Origin of the sequence: Kitasatospora sp. NPDC059673, from assembly GCF_042734215.1 — a bacterium.
Taxonomy (GTDB): Bacteria; Actinomycetota; Actinomycetes; order Streptomycetales; family Streptomycetaceae; genus Kitasatospora.
The window spans coordinates 82,165-101,757 of sequence record NZ_JBHWEN010000022.1 but is presented as its reverse complement, the minus strand read 5'-3'; the positions used below and the strand labels follow the sequence as shown (position 1 = coordinate 101,757).

Below are 19,593 nucleotides of genomic sequence, written 5' to 3'. Positions count from 1 at the left end.
TCCGCCGACGGCGGCGGTGCGATCATGAGGCTCCCCTCACCGACGGAGCCCCCGCCATGACCGCACTGCCGCCGCCCCCGCCGCTGATCGGCCCCGCCTGGCTGGCCGCCCACCTCGACCACCCCGACCTGGTCGTCCTCGACGCCGGCGTCGGCGCCCACCGCCACGCGGCCCACCGCATCCCCGGCGCCCGCCCGTTCGACCTCGACGGGGCCCTGTCCGACCCCCGCTCCGGCCTTCCGCACACCATGCCCTCCGCCGCCGACTTCCAGCGCGAACTGCGCACCCTCGGCGTCAACGACCACTCCACCGTCGTCCTCTACGACGGCGCCGGAATCCACTCCAGCCCCCGCGCCTGGTGGATGCTGCGCGCCATGGGCTTCGACCGCGCCGCTGTCCTGGACGGCGGCCTGCCCGCCTGGCAGTCCGCCGGACACCCCGTCACCTCCCACCAACTCCCCTACTCCCCCGGCGACTTCACCGCCCGCCCACGCCCCGGCCTGCTCATCGACCGGGACGCCGTGGCCGCCGCCCTCGCCGACCCCGACACCACCGTCCTGGACGCCCGCTCCCACGACCGCTTCACCGGCGACGCCCCCGAACCCCGCCCCCACCTGCGCCGCGGCCACCTCCCCGGCTCCACCAGCCTCCCCTTCACCGACCTCCTCACCCCCGACGGCCGCTACCTCCCCCTCCCCGACCTCCACACCCGCCTCACCACCGCCACCGCCAACCGCCCCCACCTCATCACCACCTGCGGCTCCGGCGTCACCGCCTGCATCCTCGCCTTCGCCGCCCACCTCACCACCCACCCCACCCCCACCGTCTACGACGGCTCCTGGTCCGACTGGGCCCGCCCGGAAACCGACCTGCCGGTGGCCACCGGCAACTGACGGAACGTCGACCGGAAACGGCTCCAGATGGACATGCCACCATTTTCTTCGGAACCGTCCCGCCCGTCGAGAAGGCGGCGCCTCAGTCGGCCTCCACCGCCGGTGGCAGCCCATGGGACAGGCGGCCCGGCCACCACATGTGGTGGCGGAGGTCGGCGGTGAGGGCGGTGACCAGGACGGAGCGGACGACCAGGGTGTCGAGGAGGACGCCGAGGGCGACGGCGAAGCCGATTTCGGTGAAGGCGACCAGGGGGAGGGTGCCGAGGACGGCGAAGGTCGCGGCGAGGATCAGGCCGGCGGAGGTGATCACGCCGCCGGTGGCGGCCAGGCCCGCGACCGCGCCGCGGCGGGTGCCGAGGTGGGCGGATTCCTCGCGGACGCGGGTCATCAGGAAGATGTTGTAGTCGATGCCGAGGGCCACCAGGAAGACGAAGACGAAGAGCGGGAAGGCCGGGTCCTGGGCCTCGAAGTGGAAGACGTGCGCGAAGAAGAACGCGCTGATGCCGAGCGCCGCCGCGTACGAGAGCACCACGGTGGCGATCAGCACCAGTGGCGCCACCACGGCGCGCAGCAGGGCGGCGAGGATCACCACGACCACGGCCAGCACCAGCGGGATGATCACCCGGTTGTCGCGGGCGGCGGCCCGCCCGGCGTCGAGTACCACCGCGGTGGAGCCGCCGACCTGCGCGTTCGCCCCGGGCACGGCGTGCACGGCCGCCCGGACCCGGTCCACGGTGGCCCGGGCGGCGGCGCTGTCGGGCGGGTCGGTGAGCGTCGCGGGGAAGTACGCCTCGCCGCCGCGCACCTCGGCGGGGCCGATCCCGGCGATTCCGGGGGTGCTCGCGGTGGCCTGCCGGACGGCGTCCAGTGGTGGCCCGGCGTTGCTGATCACCGAGAGCGGCGCGCCCGTCCCACCCGGGAAGTGCGCGGCGAGCACCTGTTGGCCGGTGACGGAGTCGGGTGTGCCGGTGAACGATCCGGCGACGCTCAGGCCGGTCGCGTTCAGTGACACCAGTCCGGCGGTGCAGGCGGCCAGGGCGAGCGCGGTCCCGATCCACACCTTGCGGGGGCGGTCGGCGATCCAGGTGCCGATTCGCGCCCAGCGCCCGGTCCTGGTCGGCTCGGGCGTGCCGTAGCCGGGGCGGACCGGCCAGAACACCCAGCGTCCGAACGCCACCAGCAGCGCGGGCAGCAGGGTGAGCATGGCGAGCAGGGCGACGAGTACGCCGATCGCGCAGACCGGTCCGAGGCCGCGGGTGGAGTTCATCTCGGCGACCAGCAGGCAGAGCATGGACGCGACGACCGTCGCCGAACTGGCCAGGATCGCCGGCCCGGCCCGGTGCAGGGCGGCGGCCATCGCCTCGTGCCGGTCCTCGTGGCGTCGCAGTTCCTCCCGATAACGGGCGGTCAGCAGCAGCGCGTAGTCGGTGCCCGCGCCGAGCACCAGCACGATCAGGATGCCGGCGCTCTGCCCGTTGACGACCAGCCCGGCGTGCTTGGCCAGCAGGTAGATGACGGCCTCGGCCACCATCAGCGCCGCCCCGGCGGACAGCAGCGGCAGCAGCCACAGCACGGGGCTGCGGTAGGTGAGCAGCAGCAGGACGATCACCACGCCGACGGTCGCGAACAGCAGGGTGCTGTCGATGCCCGCGAAGGTCTTCGCCTGGTCGGCGGCGATCCCGGCGGGACCGGTGACGTGGATGACCAGCCCGGCGGGCGCGTCGGTGGTGGCGGTGGCGCGCATGCTGTCCACGGCCGGGCGGAGGTTGTTCCACCCGTTGGTACCGACCTCGACGGGCACCACGGTCTGCATCGCCTGCCCGTCCGCGGAGACGGTCGGCCCGACCACCGGCGCGACCACGTGCGGCGCGGTGGTGAAGTTCTCGGCGTCGCGCACCGCCTTGGCGTGGTCCTCGGCGGTGATGCCGCCCGGCCGCTGGTACACCACCACGGCCTGGGCGGTCTCCACCGGCTGGAACCGGCGCTGCGCGTCCAGCACCCGGGTCGACTCGGCGTTCGCGGGCAGCCAGCTGGACGCCTGGTTGTCCTCGGCGCCCGTCAGCTTCCCGGCCAGCGGCACGGCGGCCACCAGCAGCACCAGCCACAGCGCCAGCACCACCCACTTCCGACGCCGCCCGCACGGCACCGCGGACCATCTTCTGCCGGAACTCATCGCGACCGGCCCCCAGCCGACGACCCCGGGCGGGGCCGTCCGCCGCGCCCTCCTCGTCCCAGCATCGGGTCGGGGCCGCCCGCCCGCGCGCCGCGGCCCGGTCGGCACAGGCCGCTGCGGCCGGATCGGCGCAGGTCAGGCCGGGTGCGGGTCAGGCGTTGCGTTGCTCCAGTTGCCGCCACAGCTCCTGGACGCGGGTGGTGAGGCCGTCGAGGTCGCCGCTGTTGTCGAGGACGAGGTCGGCGACGGCGAGCCGGTCCTCGCGGGTGGCCTGGGCGGCCATCCGGGCGCGGGCCTCGTCCTCGGGCATGCCGCGCAGGGCGGTGAGGCGGCGCAGGCGTTCGGCGTCGGGGACGTCGATGACCACGACCAGGTCGTACAGCGGGGCGAGGCCGTTCTCGGCGAGCAGCGGCACGTCGTGCACGACGATCGCGTCCGGCCCGGCGGCGGCCTCCAGTTCGGCGGAGCGGGCCCGCACCAGCGGGTGCACGACGGCGTTGAGCGCGGCCAGCCGGGCCGGGTCGGCGAAGACGATCCGGCCGAGCGCGGGGCGGTCGAGCGAGCCGTCCGGCAGCAGCACCTCGGGGCCGAACTCGGCGACCACGGCGGCCAGTCCGGGTGTTCCGGGGGCGACCACCTCGCGGGCGATCGCGTCCGAATCGATGATCACCGCGCCCAGCGCGGCCAGTTGGCGGGAGACCTCGCTCTTGCCCGCGCCGATGCCGCCCGTCAGTCCGATCCTCAGCATGCCGTCAGGCTACCGGCCCGTACGGGAGCGCCCGCAGCGGCCCGGGCGGGACGGAACTCGGGGCGACCGCCGGGCGAACTTCGCGGGAACTCTCCGGCCCTCCGTCCAAGGGGCGCCCGAAAAGAGTTGTCCATACAGCTCCACGGGCCCGGTCCGGCCGCTAGGGTGCCGAACACCTGCACCACCCTCGAACGATCGGAGCACCACCCGTGTCCAGCAACTGGCCCGCCGGCCCGCGCCGGGTCCTGGTCGTCGGCATCGACGGCGTCCGACTCGACCTGCTGCCCGAGCTGCACACCCCGCACCTGGACGCGGTCGCCGCCGCCGGCTTCCTCGGCCCGGTCGAGGTGGACGACGCCACCCCGACCATGTCCGGCCCGTGCTGGGCGACCATCGCCACCGGTGTCGGCGTCGCCAAGCACGGCGTGCTCGGCAACCACCTGGGCGGCCACCGGCTCGACGTGTTCCCGGACTTCACCACCCGCCTGGCCAAGGCGCACCGCCGCCGCACCTTCGCGGTCGGCGGCTGGGAGCCGCTGTTCCTGGCCCGCGACGGCGGCCCGCTGTTCGCCGCGCCCGGCCGGCTCTCGTACATCGCGCCGCTGGAGGACACTCCGGAGGCGTGGGAGGTCTGCGACGAGCGGGTCACCGCCGAGGCCGAGTACGTGCTCGCCCGCTCCGACGACGACCCGCAGGCCTCCTTCGTCTACCTCGGCGCGGTCGACGAGACCGCGCACTTCCGCGGCTGCGGCGAGGACTACCGCCGCTCGATCGAGGCCGCCGACGTCCGCCTCGGCCGCCTGCTGGCCGCCCTGCGGGAGCGGTCCACGTACGCCGCCGAGGAGTGGACGGTGATCGTGGTCACCGACCACGGCCACGTGGACGCCGGCGGCCACGGCGGCCGCAGCGCGCTGGAGCGCACCGCGTGGATCGCCGCCTCCGGCCCCGGCATCACCCCGGGTGCACCGGTCGGCCCGCTGCACCACACCGACGTCGCGGCGCACGTGTACGCGGCGCTGGAGATCGTCCCCGACCCGCACTGGACGCTGGACGGCCGCCCGTTCACGGCCGCCGCGCCGGCCGTCTGAAACCTCCGAGGCCGGGCGGCTCGGCCGGCAGGTGCGCGCGGCATCGGAGATCGACCCCGACGCGCACCGGCCGACCGCTCGCGGCCGCCATGGCCCGGCTGTCCGGCCTGCGGGGTTCAGAGACCAGATGCGCGCCGCATCGGAGATCGACCCCGACGCACACCGGCCGACCGCTCGCGGCCGCCATGGCCCGGCCGTCCGGCTGCGAGGGTCAGAGACCAGATGCGCGCGGCACAGAAGACCGACCCCGACACGCACCGGCCGACCGCTCGCGGCCGCCATGGCCCGGCCGTCCGGGCTGCGGGGTCAGACCAGGTCGAGCGCTTCGCCGATGTCGAGAGTCCGGTACGCCACGCCGCCGGTGCCGGGCCCCTGCGGGCCGAGCAGCCGCCCGTGGATGGCCCGCCCGGTCTGGCTGAGCGTCTCCTCGTGGATCGCCACCGCCTGCCGGGGCCGGGCGTCGCGCAGGTAGTCGACCAGCTCGCCGGCCCGCAGCCAGGGCGCGCCGAGCGGCAGCAGCAGCGTGTCGACGGTGTCCGGCGGGACCGTCAGCGCGTCGCCCGGGTGGAACACCCGGCCGCCGAGCAGGAAGCCGATGTTCGGGATCCGCTCGATGTCCCGGTGGATCTCCGCGTGCCACTCGCCGTGCACCGTCACCGGCAGCCCGTCCAGCTCGAACGCGTCGCCCTCGCCGACCACCGTCACGCGCGCGCCGATGCCTTCCAGCTGCCGGGCCACCGAGCGGTTGGTGAAGACCCGCAGCCCGGGGTTGGCCTCGACGGCGGCCCGCACCAGCGGTTCGGTGAAGTGGTCGGCGTGCTCGTGGGTGATCAGCAGGGCGTTCACGTCCCGCACCACCTCGGGGCCGGTGAACATGCCGGGGTCGATCAGCACCGCCCCTTCCGCGTGCTCGATCCGGACGCAGGCGTGGCCGAACTTCGTCAGTCGCATGCCCCAAGCCTAGGGTCTGACCGGCCGATCCTGCCGGGCGCGATCGACCGGACAGAGCCTAGGACGCACGCACCAGCGCGGACTGTTCGGCGGTGCGCGGCGCGGGCAGCGCGGCCTGGCGCAGCGGCGGCAGTTCGACGTGCTCGCTGAGGCCGATGATCCGGTGCAGGCGGCGCAGCGGGGCGGGTGCCCACCAGTTGAGTCGGCCGAACAAGGACATGGTGGCGGGCACCAGCAGGGTGCGCACCAGGGTGGCGTCCACGGCGACGGCGACGGCGAGCGCAACGCCCATCTGCTTGACCATCAGCATCTGTCCGGCGGCGAATCCGGCGAACACGATCACCATCAGCAGGCCGGCCGAGGTGATGATCCGACCGCTTCGCTGGAGGCCCAGTTCCACCGACCGCAGGCAGCCGTGGCCCTGGTCGTACAGCTCCTTGATCCGGGACAGCAGGAACACCTCGTAGTCCATCGACAGCCCGAACGCGAAGGCGAACACCAGCACCGGGATCATCGTCTCCAGACCGCCGGTCGGGGTGAACCCGAGCAGCCCGCTGAAGTACCCGTGCTGGAACACCAGCGTCAGCGCGCCCAGCGAGGCGCCCAGCGACAGCACGTTCATCAGCAGCGCCTTGATCGGCAGCACCACCGAGCCGGTCATCATGAACAGCAGCACCAGCGTCCCCGCCGCGACCAGGCCCACCGCCCACGGCCCGCGCGAGCCGATCTCGTGCTGGAAGTCCACCAGCGACGCCGCGTCCCCCGTCACGTACGTCTCCAGGCCGCCCCGGTGCTCGCGCAGCTCACCGACCACCCGCTTGGCCTCCGCGCCCTGCGGGTCACCCTTCACCAGCACGTCCACGGTCTGCACCCCCTCCGAGACGGGGGTGACGGCCCGCACGCCCGACACGCCCGGCAGCTTCGCCACCACGGTGTCCGCGTAGTGCTGCGCCTGCTGCGGCGTGCCCTTGACGACCACCTGTACGGGGGCCGGGACCTGCGCCGGGAAACGTTCCTGCACGGCCTCGGCTACCTGCCGGGAGGCGAAACTCTTCGGCAGCACATCGGCGCCCGAGTTGCGGAAGTGCGAGCCCAGGAACGGCGCCCCCGCCGCGAGCAGCAGCGCCACGCACGCCAGCATCACCGGCACCGCCCGCCGCTGCACCCGGCGCACCGTCCGGGAGAAGAACCCCTCGTCCGGGACGGGCGTGCTCGGCGCCTTGATCCGCCGCCCCATGAAGCCCAGCAGCGCCGGCACCAGCGTCAGGGCCGCCGCCACCGCGATCACCACCACGCTCACGCCCGCCGCCGCGACCGCCCGGAACACCGGGCTGGTGAACACGAACAGGCCGCTCAGCGCCACCGCCACCGTCAGCCCCGAGAACGCCACCGTCCGGCCGGCCGTCGCCGACGTCCGCTCCACCGCCTGCGCGATCGTCGCGCCCAGGCCGCGCTCCTCGCGGAAACGGTTCACCATCAGCAGCGCGTAGTCGATCGACAGGCCCAACCCCAGCACCGTCGCGATCGGCAGCACGCTGGTGTCGATGTCCATGATCTTGCTGAACCCGAACATCGCCAGCAGCGCCCCGCCCACCGAGGCCACCGCCCCGATCCCCGGCAAACCGGCCGCGGCCAGCCCGCCGAACACCAGCACCATCACGATCAGGGTGAGCGGCAACGTCACGATCTCCCCGAAACGGGTGTCCTTCGCGGTCTGGTCCTTCACCTCCTGCTGCAGCACCAGATCGCCGCCCACCACGGTGTGCGCCCCGTCCGCAGTGATCCGCTCCAGCCGGTCGGTCACCGCGCTCAGCTGCTTGGCGCTCGCCCCGTCCGCCATCCGCACGTTCACCAGCGACGCCCGGCCGTCGTCGGCGGTCAGCTGCCCCTGCGTCGAGTACGTGTCCGCCACCGAGAGCACGCCCGGCAGCTTCGCCACCTCGGTACTCGCCTGCTGGACGGCCGTCCGCACGCCTTCGCTGCCCACCTGGGGCCCGTCCACCACCGCGGTGACGGTGCCCTGCACCGGGTCCGCCGCCTGCACGACCGCGACGCCACGGGCCGACTCCGACCCCCCGGTGCCCGTCCCCGCGACCGACCCCTCGAACACCCGCCCGCCGATCAGCACCCCCGCCGCGAGCACCACCGCCCACACCCCCAACACCCAACGCCGGTGCCGGAAACACACTCGCCCAAGCCCGGCCAACCGACCGGAAACCTGGGAAACCTCGACCTCTGCTGCGGTGGGGCGAGAGCTGCGCATGCGGGGAGCCTTTCGGACAAGTCACCTCAATGTATGCGCGACTTCCCGAACGTCCTATAGGCGGATGATGAGCCTCATCTCACAATTCCCTTCACATAAACGCCACTTAAGCTCCCCCGCTCCCACCCACCCGCCCGCCCGAGCACCCGCCGTCGAACAACACCACCGTGAGCAGCGAGCCAGGACGGAAGTACACGGCGCCGCAGGCGGCGGGCCATGGCGAAAGCGGGTGCTCGGGTGGGTGGGCGCAGCACCAAGCCCCGCTGTCGCGCGCAGCGCACCTGCCCCGCCCCATCGCCGCGCGCAGCGCACCTTCGCTGGTGGGTGCTCGGGCGGGCGGGTGGGCGCAACTCCAACAAAACCCAGCCCGGCCGCGCGCAGCGCCTTGCCCTGGGTGGGCGCAAAAAAGCAGGAACCCCCCGCCCAGGGCAAGCCTGGGTGGGGGGTTCCTGTTGAGTCAGCTACTCAGCGAGAGCGATTCAGCTCTGGCCACCGGCCAGCTTCTCGCGCAGAGCGGCCAGGGCCTCGTCCGAGGCAAGCGCGCCAGAGCCCTCGTCGCTGCTGGAGGAGTACGAGCCGCCACCGGACACCGGGGCCTCCTCGCCGGCCTCGGCCGCGGCAGCGGCGTCGGCCTCGCGGGACTTGATGACCTGGGCCTGGTGCTGCTCGAAGCGGGCCTGGGCCTCGGCGTACTGCCGCTCCCACTCCTCGCGCTGCTTCTCGAAGCCGGGCAGCCAGTCGTTCGCCTCGGGGTCGAAGCCCTCCGGGTAGATGTAGTTGCCCTGGTCGTCGTACGAGGCAGCCATGCCGTACAGGGTCGGGTCGAACTCGACCGACGCCGGGTCGGCACCGAGGGACTCGTTGGCCTGCTTCAGCGAGAGGCTGATGCGACGACGCTCAAGGTCGATGTCGATGACCTTGACGAAGATCTCGTCGCCGACCTGGACGACCTGCTCCGGGATCTCGACGTGGCGCTCGGCCAGCTCGGAGATGTGGACCAGGCCCTCGATGCCCTCGTCCACGCGGACGAACGCACCGAACGGAACCAGCTTGGTGACCTTACCCGGCACGACCTGCGAGATCTGGTGGGTGCGGGCGAACTGCTGCCACGGGTCCTCCTGGGTCGCCTTCAGCGACAGGGAGACGCGCTCGCGGTCCATGTCAACGTCGAGAACCTCGACGGTGACCTCCTGGCCGACCTCGACAACCTCGTTCGGGTGGTCGATGTGCTTCCAGGACAGCTCGGAGACGTGCACCAGACCGTCGACGCCGCCGAGGTCCACGAACGCACCGAAGTTGACGATCGAGGAAACGACGCCGGAGCGGACCTGGCCCTTCTGCAGGGTGGTGAGGAAGGTCTGGCGGACCTCGCTCTGGGTCTGCTCGAGCCAGGCACGGCGGGACAGGACCACGTTGTTGCGGTTCTTGTCCAGCTCGATGATCTTCGCCTCGAGCTCCTTGCCCACGTAGGGCTGGAGGTCGCGGACGCGGCGCATCTCGACCAGCGAGGCCGGGAGGAAGCCACGGAGGCCGATGTCGAGGATGAGACCACCCTTGACGACCTCGATGACGGTACCGGTGACGATGCCGTCCTCTTCCTTGATCTTCTCGATCGTGCCCCAGGCGCGCTCGTACTGGGCGCGCTTCTTGGACAGGATCAGGCGACCCTCCTTGTCCTCCTTCTGGAGAACCAGGGCCTCGATGTTGTCGCCGACCGCGACAACCTCGTGGGGGTCGACGTCGTGCTTGATCGAGAGCTCACGGGACGGGATGACACCCTCGGTCTTGTAACCGATGTCGAGGAGCACCTCGTCACGGTCGACCTTCACGATGACGCCCTCAACGATGTCGCCGTCGTTGAAGTACTTGATGGTCTCGTCGATGGCGGCGAGGAAGGCCTCGGCGTCGCCGATGTCGTTGACCGCAACCTGCGGGGTGGTGCTGACAGAGGTGTCGGTGGGGCTCGTCATTAGGAAAAGGGCTCCGGTACGGACATGAAGTCGTAGTAATGCCACGCGGAGGGCCCTGATCGCTCCCACCGAAAGCCGTACAGGCCAGAAAACGGCCACCGAAAAGATTCCTGCGATCGGAATCCCGGTGTCCGTCTGACGACCGTGGGGTCTTCGACAGATGCGAGCGCGACCTGCTCCGTCCGAGGCGCGCAGGCCCGCAGCGCAACTTGTAGCATACGGGGACACCCGGACACGGTCAATGCCGAAGACGGCAAGACCGGTAGAGGCCGGGACGGATCAGGCCATATCCTCCGAAGGCGCACCTCGCGGCGGCTCGAACACCGGCCCTACCCCGGATGCCACAGCCCGACCCGGCCCCGCAAGGGACCGGCTCCGCGGCAGCGGCGCTTCCGCATCCCATACCTTACGTGACGGATTCCATGACCCACTCCACCACCCCCGGTCCCATCGCGCCCCGCGACTACGACCCCGCCGAGTACGACGTCCCGAGCGCCTACCACGTCGAGTCCGATCAGGACGACGACGGCGACGAGGCGCTCCGCCGGGAGGTCGGGGAGGTGGAGTCGAGCCGGGCGAGTCGGCACTGGTGGGACCGGAACGCGGACGAGTACCAGGACGAGCACGGGGAGTTCCTCGGTGACGACCGGTTCACCTGGTGCCCGGAGGGGGTGGACGAGGCCGAGGTGCGGCTGCTCGGGGAGCCGGCGGCACTGAAGGGCGCGCAGGTGCTGGAGATCGGCTCGGGGGCCGCCCAGTGCTCGCGCTGGCTGGCGGCGCAGGGGGCCCGGCCAGTGGCGCTGGACATCTCGTACCGGCAGTTGCAGCACTCGCGGCGGATCGACCTGGGCCGCGGTCTGGAGCCGGTCGCGGTGGTGCAGGCGGACGGCGCGGCGCTGCCGTTCGCGGACGGCTCGTTCGACCACGCGTGCTCGGCGTACGGCGCGGTGCCGTTCAGCGCGGACACCGCGCGGCTGATGCGCGAGGTGCACCGGGTGCTGCGGCCGGGCGGGCGGTGGGTGTTCTCGGTGACGCACCCGATCCGCTGGGCGTTCCCGGACGAGCCGGGCGAGGAGGGCCTGACGGCGTCCTCCTCGTACTTCGACCGCACACCGTACGTGGAGCAGGACGAGCAGGGCGTGGCGACCTACGTCGAGCACCACCGGACGCTGGGCGACCGGGTGCGGGAGCTGGTGGGGGCCGGGTTCACGCTGCTCGACCTGATCGAGCCGGAGTGGCCGGAGGAGCTGGAGCAGGAGTGGGGCGGCTGGAGCCCGCTGCGCGGCCGGCACATCCCCGGGACGGCGATCTTCGTCGCCCGCCGGGACGGCTGACGGTGCGCACCGGGGGGCTCGAACTGCCGGTCCGCACCGCGCTGCCCGGGTTGACCGCGGCGTTGGAGGAGCACGGCGCGGCGGTGCTGTCCGCGCCGCCGGGCACCGGCAAGACCACCCTGGTGCCACTCGCGCTGGCGGGTCTGCTGGACGCTCCCCCAGCCCCGAGCGGGCTGGGAGGTAGCCCCGTCCCGGGCCCGCCGCGCCGGGTGCTGGTCGCCGAGCCGCGCCGGTTGGCGGTGCGGGCCGCGGCCCGGCGGATGGCCTGGCTGCTGGGCGAGCCGGTCGGCGGGCGGGTCGGGTTCACGGTGCGCGGCGAGCGCCGGGTCGGCCCGGACACCCGGGTCGAGGTGGTCACCACCGGCGTCCTGCTGCAGCGCCTTCAGCGCGACCCGGAGCTGCCGGGCGTGGACGTGGTGGTGCTCGACGAGTGCCACGAGCGGCACCTGGACGCGGACACCGCGCTGGCGTTCCTGCTGGACGTCCGGGCGGCCCTGCGCCCGGAGCTGCGGCTGCTGCTGGCCTCGGCCACCGCCGACACCGACGCCTGGGCCGAACTGCTGGACGGCGCACTGGTGGTGGCCGCCGAGGGCGTCTCGCACCCGGTGGAGGTGGTGTGGGCGCCGCCGCCCGGTACCGTCCGCCCGCCGCACGGGACGAAGGTCGATCCGGCGCTGCTCGCGCACGTCGCGGCGACGGTCCGCCGGGCGCTCGCCGAGCGGGCCGGGGATGTGCTGTGCTTCCTGCCGGGGGTGGGTGAAATCGCCCGGGTGGCCGGGCAGTTGGACGGCGTCGAGGTGCTGCAGCTGCACGGGCAGGCGCCGCCGGCCGTGCAGGACGCGGCGCTGAGCCCCGGCGAGCGGCGGCGGGTGGTGCTGGCCACCTCGGTCGCCGAGTCCTCGCTGACGGTGCCGGGCGTGCGGGTGGTGGTCGACTCCGGGCTGACCAGGGAGCCGCGCACCGACCACGCCCGCGGCCTGTCCGGGCTGGTCACCGTCCGCACCTCGCTGGCCGCCGCCCGGCAGCGGGCCGGCCGGGCCGGACGCGAGGCCCCGGGCACGGTGTACCGGTGCTGGGCGGAGGTGGAGGACGCCCGCGCCGCCCGCTTCCCCACGCCGGAGATCGCACTCGCCGACCTGACCTCGTTCGCCCTGCAGGCCGCCTGCTGGGGCGACCCGGACGCCGGCGGCCTCACCCTCCCCGACCCGCCGCCCGCCGGGGCGATGGCCGCCGCCCGCGCCACCCTGCGCGCGCTGGACGCGGTGGACGCCGACGGCCGCCCCACCGAACGCGGCCGGGCGATCGCCCGCACCGGCCTGCACCCCCGGCTGGCCCGGGCGCTGCTCGACGGCGCCGCAGCGGTGGGCTCCCGGCGGGCCGCCGAGCTGGTCGCGTTGCTGTCCGAGGAGCCGCCGCGCGCCCTCGGCGACGACCTGGCCCACATCTGGCGCACCGTCAAGCAGAGCAACGACCCGTACGCGCGCCGCTGGAAGGACGAGACCCGGCGGCTGGAGCGCCAGGTCGAAGGTTCACCGGGCGGTCTCCCGGACGCCGCGGCCGTCGGGCTGGTGGTCGGCCTGGCGTACCCGGAGCGGCTGGCCCGGGCCCGGGAGGGCGGCGAGGGCGCGTACCTGATGGCCTCCGGGACGGCCGCCCAGGTGCAGGGCGGCTCGCGGCTGCCGGCCGGCGGGTGGCTGGCGATCGCGGTGGCCGACCGGCCCGCCGGGTCGCCGTCGGCGCGGGTGCTGCGGGCGGTGGCGATCGACGAGGCGACGGCCCGCCGGGCAGGTGCGCCGCTGCTGGACGGGCGGGAGGAGGTCCACTGGTCGGCCCGGCAGCGGGAGGTGACGGCCCGCCGGGTGGAGACCCTCGGCGCGATCGAGCTCGCCGCGGTGCCACTGACGGCGCCCGATCCGGCGCTGGTGCGCGAGGCGCTGCTGGAGGGCCTGGCCCGCGAGGGGGTCTCCGCCCTGCTGAGCTGGCCGCCGGCCGCGGCCGGGCTGCGGGAGCGGCTGGCGTTCCTGCACCGCACCCTGGGCGGGGTGTGGCCGGACGTGAGTGACGCCGCGCTGCTGACCGCCGCCGAGCAGTGGCTGGAGCCGGAGCTGTCGCGGGCCCGGCGCCGCGCCGACCTGGAGCGGATCGACACCGCCGCCGCGCTTCAGCGGCTGCTGCCCTGGGCGAGCGGCCAGGCCGGCCGGCTGGACGAGCTGGCCCCCGAGCGGATCACCGTGCCCAGCGGCAGCCGGATCCGGGTGGACTACGCGGGCGACCGCCCCGTCCTCGCCGTCAAGCTCCAGGAGCTGTTCGGCTGGGACGCCGCCCCGGCCCTCGCCGACGGCCGCGCCCCGCTCACCGTCCACCTGCTCTCCCCCGCGGGCCGGCCGGCCGCCGTTACCGGCGACCTGGCCGCGTTCTGGCGCGAGGGCTACCGCGCCGTCCGGGCCGACCTGCGCGGCCGCTACCCCCGCCACCCGTGGCCGGAGGACCCGACCACGGCCGAACCCACCCGCCGGGCCAACCCGCGCAAGTGAGGCCGGGTCACACCCAGTCCTCCGCGAGGACGGCCATGTCGATGTCGTCGATCCACTCGTCGCCCCAGCGCAGCGCCTTGCGGCGGACGCCCTCGACCTTGTAGCCGGCCTTCTCGTAGGCGCGCTGACCGCGGCCGTTGAAGGCGTAGACGTTGAGCGAGACCCGGTGGAGGCCGAGGGCGCGGATGGCGTGGTCGGTGGCCATCCGGACGGCCTCGGTGCCGAAGCCCCGGTCGCGGCCGTCGGGGCCGATGCAGATCCGGAGGTTGCAGGAGCGGTTGGGTTCGCTCCACTCGTTGAGGACGACCTCGCCGACGCCCCGGCCGGTGGACTTGTCCACGATGATCAGGTCGAGCCGGTCGGTCTGCTCGTTGCGGGTGGTGTACCAGTCGACGATGTGCTTCTCCATCGCCTCGTCCCACTCGGGCGCCACGGGGGTGTACTCGTCCGAGGTGTACTTGAGCACCTCCGGGTCCTCGAGCATCACCCGGAGCATCGGCAGATCCTCCTCCGGCCGCACCGGCCGGAGCACGATCCGCTCCCCCTCCAGCGTCGGCTTGTCGGCGAAGGTGGCGGTCGGGACGGCAAGTTGATCAGTCATCCGGCCAGTCTCCGAGCCCCTGGCGACCGAGGCAATCGAATTAGCGGACGTCCGGATCAGATCGCGCGCCACGCCCCGGGGTGGTCGTCCTCCCGGAACGCGTTGCTGAGCGTCATGGCGATCGGGCCGTGGGCCGTGTCGATGCGCCAGCACTCCCACTGGTCGAGCTCGTGCACGACGTAGCGCCGCAGGTAGTCGCGGAGCCTGGTCCACTCGGCGTCCGTCAGCCTGCGCTCGGGGTCGTCCTCCAGGACGCCGGCGGGACGCTCCGGGTCCGGGCCGGGGGGCAGTTCATGGCCCCAGTCCTCCGCGAGGGCCGCCATTTCGACGCGGTCGACCCACCGTCCGTTGAACGGCAGGGCACGCCGCCGCACCCCCTCGACCCTGAACCCCGCCTTCTGGAAGACATGGCAGCGGCTGTTGAGGCGGTGCACGGAGAGCGAGACGCGGTGGAGGCCGAGGACGCGGAAGGCGTGGTCGGTGAGGAGGCGAATTGCCTCGGGGCCGAGGCCCCGGTCGCGGCCGTCGGGGCCGAGGGCGATGCGGAGGGTGCAGGAGTTGCCGGGCTCGTCCCACTCGTCGAGGCCGATCTCGCCGACGCCGCGGCCGGTGGACCTGTCGACCACGATCAGGTCGAGGCAGTCGGTCCGGTCGTTGCGGGTGCGGTACCGGTCGATGGTGCGGCGCTCCAGCGCCTCGTCCCAATCGGGGACGGCAGGGGTCCAGGAACCGGAGGTCCAGCGGAGGATCTCCGCGTCCTGGAGCAGGACGCGGAGCAGCGGAAGGTCCTCCTGCGGCCGGACGGGACGCAGGAGGACCTTCTCGCCCACCAGGGTGGGCTTGTCGGCGAAGGGGGCACGCGGTTCGATCACCGGGCCAGTCTCGGGACCGGCGGGGCCGCGCCGCAAGGGATCAGTGGGCGGCGGCCTCCCAGTTGGGGCCGACGCCGACCGAGACGTCGAGCGGGGCGCGCAGCGGATAGGCGGCGGCCATCTGCTCGCGGACCAGGGTTTCGACCGGTTCGCGCTCGCCGGGGGCGAGTTCGAGGACGATTTCGTCGTGGACCTGGAGGAGCATGCGGGAGCCGAGACCGGCGGCCCGGAGGGCTTCGTCCACCCGGAGCATGGCGATCTTGACGATGTCGGCGGCGGAGCCCTGGATGGGGGCGTTGAGGGCCATGCGTTCGGCCATCTCGCGGCGCTGGCGGTTGTCGCTGGTGAGATCGGGCAGGTAGCGGCGGCGGCCGAGCAGGGTCTCGGTGTAGCCGACGGCGCGTGCTTCCTCGACCACGTTGTGCAGGTAGTCGCGGACGCCGCCGAAGCGCTCGAAGTAGGTGTCCATCAGGCCCTGGGCCTCGCCGGGCTTGATGCCGAGCTGCTGGGCCAGGCCGTACGCGGACAGGCCGTAGGCGAGGCCGTACGACATGGCCTTGATCTTGCGGCGCATCTCGGCGTCGACCCCGTCGGGGCAGACCGAGAAGACCTGGGAGGCCACGGTGGTGTGCAGGTCCTCGCCGGAGGCGAAGGCCTCGATCAGGGCCTCGTCCTCGGACAGGTGCGCCATGATGCGCAGTTCGATCTGCGAGTAGTCGGCGGTGAGCAGCGACTCGTAGCCCTCGCCGACCACGAAGGCGCGACGGATGGCGCGGCCTTCCTCGGTGCGGACGGGGATGTTCTGCAGGTTCGGGTCCTGGGAGGAGAGCCGGCCGGTGGCGGCGACCATCTGGTTGAAGGTGGTGTGGATGCGGCCCTGCGGGGAGACGGTCTTGAGCAGGCCCTCGACGGTGGTGCGCAGCTTGGCCTGGTCGCGGTGGCGGAGCAGGATGACCGGCAGTTCGTTGTCGGTCTGGGTGGCGAGCCAGGTGAGGGCGTCGGCGTCGGTGGTGTACCCGGTCTTGATCTTCTTGGTCTTGGGCAGGGCGAGGTCGCCGAACAGGATTTCCTGGAGCTGCTTGGGGGAGCCGAGGTTGAACTCGCGGCCGGCGGCGGCGTGCGCCTCTTCGACGCAGCGCTGGATCTCGGCGGCGAACTGGGCCTCCAGGCCCTGCAGCCAGGCGCGGTCGGCGGCGATGCCGTAGCGCTCCATCCGGGCGAGGAGTTCGGCGATGGGCAGTTCCATGTCGTGGAACAGCTTGGCGGCGCCGACCTCCTCGAGCCGGGTGTCGAAGAGTTCGGCGAGGTCGTGGACGGCGCGGGCCTCGGTCATCAGGGCCTGGGCGCCGGCGGTGGGGTCGGGTTCGTCGGCGTCGAAGCTGAGCTGGCCGGTCTCGGCCTGGGCGGCGGGGGCGAGCGAGCGGGCCAGGTACTCCTCGGCGAGGACGTCGAGGGTGAAGGTGCGGCGGCCGGGCTTCTCCAGGTAGGCGGCGAGCGCGGTGTCGGCGGTGACGCCGGCGAACTGCCAGCCCTGTTCGGCGAAGGCGCGGATGACCTGCTTGGCGATGTGCAGGGCCTTGGGGCGGTCGGGGTCGGCGAGCCAGGCGGTGAAGGCCCGGTCGTCGTTCTCGTCCAGCGTGACGGGGTCGAACCAGGCGGCGGCGGTGCCGGTGGCGAGGGCGACCTGCTTGACCCGGCCGGCGCCGAGGGCCCATTCGTAGTCGGCGGCGAGCGCGGTGCGTTCGCCGCCACCGGTGTGCTCCTCCAGCCAGGCGGTGAGCGCGCCGGGTTCGATGAGCAGGTCGCCCTCGACGGCGGGGCCGGTGGGGATCTCGGCGGCGGCCTCGGCGCCGGCCGGGTCGATGCCCTGCACCCGGTCGCGGAAGTTGGGGTTGCGGAACTCCAACGCCTCCATCAGCCGGGCGATTTCCTCCCGGTCGAACGGCGTGCGCTCCAACTGCGGTACGGCGAGCGGGAGTTCGACGTCCCGGACGAGTTCGGTGAGGATCCGGTTGCGCTTGACGGAGTCGAGGTGCTCGCGGAGCTTCTCGCCGATCTTGCCCTTGACCTCGTCGGCCCGGTTGACCAACTCCTCGAAGGAGCCGAACTGGTTGACCCACTTCGCGGCGGTCTTCTCGCCGACGCCGGGGATACCGGGCAGGTTGTCGGACGGGTCGCCGCGCAGCGCCGCGAGGTCCGGGTACTGGTCGGGGCGCACGCCGTACTTCTCGGTGACCTTCTCGGGCGTGTAGCGCGTCAACTCGGAGACGCCCTTGGTCGGGTAGAGCACCGTGACGTGCTCGTTGACCAGTTGGAGCGAATCCCGGTCTCCGGTGACGATGAGCACCTCGAAGCCCTCGGCCACGGCGGCGGTGGCGAGGGTGGCGATGATGTCGTCGGCCTCGAAGCCCTCGGCGGTGAGCCGGGGGATCCGCATGGCGTCGAGGAGTTCGAAGATCAGCGGGATCTGGCTGCGGAACTCGTCGGGGGACTTGGCGCGGTTGGCCTTGTAGTCCGGGAACTCGGCGGCCCGGAAGGTCTGCCGGGAGATGTCGAAGGCGACCGCGAGGTGGGTGGGTGCCTCGTCGCGGACGGTGTTGACCAGCATCGAGGTGAAGCCGTACACCGCGTTGGTGTGCTGGCCGGTGGTGGTGGAGAAGTTCTCCACCGGCAGGGCGAAGAAGGCCCGGTAGGCCATCGAATGCCCGTCCAGCAGCATCAGCCGGGGCCGCCCGGCCGCACTCTTGCCTGCACCCTGTGTCGCCACGTCACATCCTGTTCCTGCCGGATTGCACTGCCTCCCCGATCCTATGACCCGGGGCCGACATCTCCGGGCGCGGCGCGGAGCACCTCCCTACCGGCAGGTAGACAGTCGTACCATCGACGCGCCAGACGAAGTGAACCCCGAACAGGAGCACCATGACCGACGCGGCGCCCGTACTGAACGTGCCCCAGGACGTGCTGGACCACTTCGCGAAGCTGGGGGTGAGCCCGGAGACCTTCTCGGGCGGGCACCTGGGCGAGAAGCTGGGCATCAGCATCGTCGAGGCCTCCCCGGACCGGGTGGTGGGCACCATGCCGGTGGAGGGCAACCAGCAGCCGTACGGGCTGCTGCACGGCGGCGCTTCGGCCGCGCTGGCGGAGACGCTGGGGTCGATCGGCGCGATGCTGCACGCCGGCCCGGGCCGCTACGCGGTGGGCGTGGACCTGAACGCCACCCACCACCGCTCGGCCACCTCCGGCCTGGTGACGGGCGTGGCGACGGCGGTGTTCAAGGGCCGCACCGCGGCGACCTACGAGATCGCGGTGACGGACGACACCGGCCGCCGGGTCACCAGCTGCCGGCTGACCTGCATGCTGCGCGACCTGTAGCCCGAAAGTCCCCAACTCCCTACGCGCCCCCTGGGTTTGGCCGCTCCCCGACACGGGAAATCTCGGCTGGACGAGGGGGCGCCGCCATGTCCGCAGAGAGCGAAAGACCGGGCGAGCGGGCGGGGTTCCTCAGCCCGGTGGAGCCGGGCGAGGGCACCTGGACGCAGCCGAGGATGTCCGTCGAGAAGCCGCCGCGCCTGCTGAGCCTGCGTCAGAAATCTTTGGTGGTGGGGCTGTTGCTTGCCCTGGCGCTCGCGTTGACGGTCCGGCATGCGATGGACCGCTCGACCGCCGAGGCCAACTCGCCGCCACCGCCCGCACTTCCGTTCCCCTCGCAGGCCACCCGGTTCGAATACGGCGGTCCGCTGCCGGCCTGGCAGGACTCCTTCGCACTGTCGCTCAGGGTGCACAACACCAGCGCGGGCCCGGTGGACGTGCTGGGGGTGAGCCAGGGCTACCGCGGCCTGTCGGTGGTGGTGTCGGGCTGGCTGCCGCAGACGGTGCCGCCGGGGCAGACCGTCTCGCTGCGGGTCGGCCTGCGGGTGACGGACTGTTCGGCGGCCCCGGCGGACGCCGGAATGCCCTTCCTCGATGTCACCCTGCGTAACGCGCGCGCGATGGAGACCGTGAGCGAGATCCCGGGTGACGCGTACGCCCGCGACCTGTCCGCAGCGCTGCACGCCACCTGCGACGCTCCCGATAATCGGACGCCGACGACCAGCCCGACCGCGCCGGACAAACCTGTTCGATAAGCGGATTTCCCAAGCCTGAACAGGGAGTTGAGAACGCGCACC

The 19,593-nt window shown here is 72.9% G+C and carries 14 protein-coding genes; 6 read left to right on the top strand and 8 right to left on the bottom strand.

Annotation, left to right across the window (positions count from 1 at the left end; translation table 11 throughout):
• Positions 1–56: 56 nt before the first annotated feature.
• A complete protein-coding gene (locus ACFV18_RS24505) occupies positions 57–893 on the top strand; it encodes a sulfurtransferase (protein WP_380486587.1) in 837 nt (278 codons plus the stop codon).
• Positions 894–975: 82 nt separating this feature from the next.
• Here ACFV18_RS24505 and ACFV18_RS24500 read toward each other — a convergent pair whose 3' ends face one another.
• Both ACFV18_RS24500 and coaE read right to left on the bottom strand, forming a co-directional pair.
• Complete coding sequence (locus ACFV18_RS24500; RefSeq protein WP_380486585.1) at positions 976–3,066, bottom strand: MMPL family transporter; 2,091 nt, start codon at positions 3,064–3,066, stop codon at positions 976–978.
• Positions 3,067–3,217: 151 nt separating this feature from the next.
• The gene (gene coaE / locus ACFV18_RS24495; protein WP_380486583.1) at positions 3,218–3,814 is read right to left on the bottom strand and encodes a dephospho-CoA kinase; all 597 of its coding nucleotides are present in this window, start codon (positions 3,812–3,814) and stop codon (positions 3,218–3,220) included.
• A 209-nt stretch (positions 3,815–4,023) separates the two neighbouring features.
• Between coaE and ACFV18_RS24490 the strand changes: the two genes are divergently transcribed.
• Positions 4,024–4,902: an alkaline phosphatase family protein gene (locus tag ACFV18_RS24490; protein ID WP_380486581.1), complete on the top strand. Its 879-nt coding sequence runs from the start codon at positions 4,024–4,026 to the stop codon at positions 4,900–4,902.
• Positions 4,903–5,208: 306 nt separating this feature from the next.
• Here the strand turns inward: ACFV18_RS24490 and ACFV18_RS24485 are convergent, their stop codons facing one another.
• From ACFV18_RS24485 to rpsA, 3 genes are all read right to left on the bottom strand, one after another.
• Positions 5,209–5,853, bottom strand: coding sequence for an MBL fold metallo-hydrolase (locus ACFV18_RS24485; protein ID WP_380486579.1), 645 nt, complete (start codon positions 5,851–5,853; stop codon positions 5,209–5,211).
• Between the two features lie 58 nt (positions 5,854–5,911).
• The gene (locus ACFV18_RS24480; RefSeq protein ID WP_380486577.1) at positions 5,912–8,017 is read right to left on the bottom strand and encodes an MMPL family transporter; all 2,106 of its coding nucleotides are present in this window, start codon (positions 8,015–8,017) and stop codon (positions 5,912–5,914) included.
• A 578-nt stretch (positions 8,018–8,595) separates the two neighbouring features.
• Complete coding sequence (gene rpsA, locus ACFV18_RS24475; RefSeq protein ID WP_043913368.1) at positions 8,596–10,086, bottom strand: 30S ribosomal protein S1; 1,491 nt, start codon at positions 10,084–10,086, stop codon at positions 8,596–8,598.
• Between the two features lie 422 nt (positions 10,087–10,508).
• Here rpsA and ACFV18_RS24470 point away from each other — a divergent pair, with 422 nt between their 5' ends.
• The gene (locus ACFV18_RS24470) at positions 10,509–11,420 is read left to right on the top strand and encodes a class I SAM-dependent methyltransferase (protein WP_380486630.1); all 912 of its coding nucleotides are present in this window, start codon (positions 10,509–10,511) and stop codon (positions 11,418–11,420) included.
• 2 nt (positions 11,421–11,422) lie between these two features.
• Complete coding sequence (gene hrpB, locus ACFV18_RS24465) at positions 11,423–13,954, top strand: ATP-dependent helicase HrpB (protein ID WP_380486575.1); 2,532 nt, start codon at positions 11,423–11,425, stop codon at positions 13,952–13,954.
• A 7-nt stretch (positions 13,955–13,961) separates the two neighbouring features.
• Here hrpB and ACFV18_RS24460 read toward each other — a convergent pair whose 3' ends face one another.
• Genes ACFV18_RS24460 through polA form a run of 3 tightly spaced genes read right to left on the bottom strand, consistent with a single transcriptional unit; the run spans position 13,962 to position 18,146 of the window.
• Positions 13,962–14,555 (bottom strand): GNAT family N-acetyltransferase, encoded by a 594-nt coding sequence (locus ACFV18_RS24460; protein WP_380486573.1) that lies wholly within the window; start codon positions 14,553–14,555, stop codon positions 13,962–13,964.
• Positions 14,556–14,611: 56 nt separating this feature from the next.
• The gene (locus ACFV18_RS24455; RefSeq protein ID WP_380486571.1) at positions 14,612–15,427 is read right to left on the bottom strand and encodes a GNAT family N-acetyltransferase; all 816 of its coding nucleotides are present in this window, start codon (positions 15,425–15,427) and stop codon (positions 14,612–14,614) included.
• Positions 15,428–15,467: 40 nt separating this feature from the next.
• The gene (polA, locus tag ACFV18_RS24450) at positions 15,468–18,146 is read right to left on the bottom strand and encodes a DNA polymerase I (protein ID WP_380486627.1); all 2,679 of its coding nucleotides are present in this window, start codon (positions 18,144–18,146) and stop codon (positions 15,468–15,470) included.
• A 200-nt stretch (positions 18,147–18,346) separates the two neighbouring features.
• On the opposite strand from polA, the gene ACFV18_RS24445 reads away from it, so the two are divergent.
• Together ACFV18_RS24445 and ACFV18_RS24440 are read left to right on the top strand one after the other, a co-directional pair.
• Positions 18,347–18,799, top strand: coding sequence for a PaaI family thioesterase (locus ACFV18_RS24445; RefSeq protein ID WP_380486569.1), 453 nt, complete (start codon positions 18,347–18,349; stop codon positions 18,797–18,799).
• Positions 18,800–18,885: 86 nt separating this feature from the next.
• Positions 18,886–19,551: a hypothetical protein gene (locus ACFV18_RS24440; protein WP_380486567.1), complete on the top strand. Its 666-nt coding sequence runs from the start codon at positions 18,886–18,888 to the stop codon at positions 19,549–19,551.
• The last annotated feature ends 42 nt before the right edge of the window (positions 19,552–19,593 follow it).

Coding starts and splice junctions, on each gene's coding strand:
- ACFV18_RS24500 (WP_380486585.1), bottom strand. CDS start 3,066: ATGAGTTCCGGCAGAAGATGGTCCGCGGTGCCGTGCGGGCGGCGTCGG.
- ACFV18_RS24440 (WP_380486567.1), top strand. CDS start 18,886: ATGTCCGCAGAGAGCGAAAGACCGGGCGAGCGGGCGGGGTTCCTCAGC.
- polA (WP_380486627.1), bottom strand. CDS start 18,146: ATGCTGCTGGACGGGCATTCGATGGCCTACCGGGCCTTCTTCGCCCTG.
- coaE (WP_380486583.1), bottom strand. CDS start 3,814: ATGCTGAGGATCGGACTGACGGGCGGCATCGGCGCGGGCAAGAGCGAG.
- ACFV18_RS24470 (WP_380486630.1), top strand. CDS start 10,509: ATGACCCACTCCACCACCCCCGGTCCCATCGCGCCCCGCGACTACGAC.
- ACFV18_RS24445 (WP_380486569.1), top strand. CDS start 18,347: ATGACCGACGCGGCGCCCGTACTGAACGTGCCCCAGGACGTGCTGGAC.
- rpsA (WP_043913368.1), bottom strand. CDS start 10,086: ATGACGAGCCCCACCGACACCTCTGTCAGCACCACCCCGCAGGTTGCG.
- ACFV18_RS24460 (WP_380486573.1), bottom strand. CDS start 14,555: ATGACTGATCAACTTGCCGTCCCGACCGCCACCTTCGCCGACAAGCCG.
- ACFV18_RS24485 (WP_380486579.1), bottom strand. CDS start 5,853: ATGCGACTGACGAAGTTCGGCCACGCCTGCGTCCGGATCGAGCACGCG.
- ACFV18_RS24505 (WP_380486587.1), top strand. CDS start 57: ATGACCGCACTGCCGCCGCCCCCGCCGCTGATCGGCCCCGCCTGGCTG.